Source organism: Chryseobacterium sp. UNC8MFCol (genome assembly GCF_000482305.1).
Classification (GTDB): Bacteria; Bacteroidota; Bacteroidia; order Flavobacteriales; family Weeksellaceae; genus Chryseobacterium; species Chryseobacterium indologenes.
On sequence record NZ_AXUZ01000030.1, the window covers coordinates 1 to 2,381 of the forward strand.

The 2,381-nt window shown below is 48.8% G+C and carries 1 rRNA gene; it reads left to right on the plus strand.

Annotation, left to right across the window (positions count from 1 at the left end):
* Positions 1–2,296: ribosomal RNA gene (locus M030_RS0114280) — 23S ribosomal RNA — on the plus strand; the annotation flags it as partial.
* Between the last annotated feature and the right edge of the window lie 85 nt (positions 2,297–2,381).

Below are 2,381 nucleotides of genomic sequence, written 5' to 3' on the forward strand. Positions count from 1 at the left end.
TTCGAATAGAAGGGTGAAATAGAACCTGAAACCGTACGCCTACAAGCGGTCGGAGCAGCATAAAGCTGTGACGGCGTGCCTTTTGCATAATGAGCCTACGAGTTAATTTTACTAGCGAGGTTAAGGTATTAAGTACCGGAGCCGGAGCGAAAGCGAGTCTGAATAGGGCGCATAGTTAGTAGGATTAGACGCGAAACCTTGTGATCTACCCATGGGCAGGTTGAAGCTCTGGTAACACAGAGTGGAGGACCGAACCGGTTGACGTTGAAAAGTCTTCGGATGACCTGTGGGTAGGGGTGAAAGGCCAATCAAACTGGGAGATAGCTCGTACTCTCCGAAATGCATTTAGGTGCAGCGTCGTATATAAGTTTATTAGAGGTAGAGCTACTGATTGGATGCGGGGGTTTCACCGCCTACCAATTCCTGACAAACTCCGAATGCTAATAAATGTTCTACGGCAGTGAGGGCATGGGTGCTAAGGTCCATGTCCGAGAGGGAAAGAACCCAGACCAACAGCTAAGGTCCCCAAATATATGTTAAGTTGAAGCAACGCGGTTGGACTGCATTGACAGCTAGGATGTTGGCTTGGAAGCAGCCATTCATTTAAAGAGTGCGTAACAGCTCACTAGTCGAGCGGTCCGGCATGGATAATAATCGGGCATAAACATATTACCGAAGCTATGGATTTGTATTTAAGATACATCTGGTAGGAGAGCATTCTATTTGCGCCGAAGCAGTACTGTGAGGTATTGTGGAGCGGATAGAAAAGAAAATGTAGGCATAAGTAACGATAAAGCAGGCGAGAAACCTGCTCACCGAAAGACTAAGGTTTCCTCAGCCATGCTAATCAGCTGAGGGTTAGTCGGGACCTAACGCGAACCCGAAAGGGGTAGTGGATGGACAATGGGTTAATATTCCCATACTTGCTCACACTAAAAAGGGGACGGAGTGCCGTACTTACTGGAGACTGACGGAATAGTCAAGGCCTAGCCTTCGGGCGAAGCTGCTGTAGGGAAAGTGCTTCCAAGAAAAGCCGAAGTGAAGCAACCCGTACCAAAACCGACACAGGTAGTCGAGGAGAGAATCCTAAGGTGCTAGAGTGAATCATGGTTAAGGAACTAGGCAAAATAGTCTCGTAACTTCGGGAGAAGAGACGCCATCAGCAATGGTGGCCGCAGTAAAGAGGCCCAGGCGACTGTTTATCAAAAACACAGGACTCTGCAAAATCGAAAGATGCAGTATAGGGTCTGACACCTGCCCGGTGCTGGAAGGTTAAGGAAGGTGCTTAGCGTAAGCGAAGGCATTGACTGAAGCCCCAGTAAACGGCGGCCGTAACTATAACGGTCCTAAGGTAGCGAAATTCCTTGTCGGGTAAGTTCCGACCTGCACGAATGGTGTAACGATCTGGGCACTGTCTCAACCATGAGCTCTGTGAAATTGTAGTATCGGTGAAGATGCCGATTACCCGCAATGGGACGAAAAGACCCTGTGAACCTTTACTATAACTTCGTATTGACTTTGAGTAAGTAATGTGTAGGATAGGTGGGAGGCTTTGAAGCTGGCACGCTAGTGTTGGTGGAGCCGACGTTGAAATACCACCCTTTACTTACTTGGAGCCTAACTTCTTTCAGAAGGACATTGCGTGGTGGGTAGTTTGACTGGGGTGGTCGCCTCCAAAAGAGTAACGGAGGCTTTCAAAGGTACCCTCAGCACGCTTGGTAACCGTGCGTAGAGTGTAATGGCATAAGGGTGCTTGACTGTGAGACCAACAAGTCGATCAGGTGCGAAAGCAGGACATAGTGATCCGGTGGTTCCGTATGGAAGGGCCATCGCTCATAGGATAAAAGGTACTCCGGGGATAACAGGCTAGTCTCCCCCAAGAGCTCACATCGACGGGGAGGTTCGGCACCTCGATGTCGGCTCGTCACATCCTGGGGCTGGAGAAGGTCCCAAGGGTTGGGCTGTTCGCCCATTAAAGTGGCACGCGAGCTGGGTTCAGAACGTCGTGAGACAGTTCGGTCTCTATCTATTGCGGGCGTTAGATGTTTGAGAGGGCTTGATTCTAGTACGAGAGGACCGAATTGAACAAACCTCTGGTGTATCAGTTGTACCGCCAGGTGCACTGCTGAGTAGCTACGTTTGGAAGAGATAAGCACTGAAGGCATATAAGTGCGAAACTCGCCTCAAGATGAGACATCTTTTAAGGGTCGTTGGAGATGACGACGTTGATAGGCTACAGGTGTAAAGGCAGTAATGTCATAGCCGAGTAGTACTAATTACCCGTAGATTTATAGCCTGATAAGGCGCACAAGAAAGTGCAGCAAGGTTAGCTCTTTGTGAAAGTTTTTATCGCTTAAAACAGATATCAGAGATGATCTCTC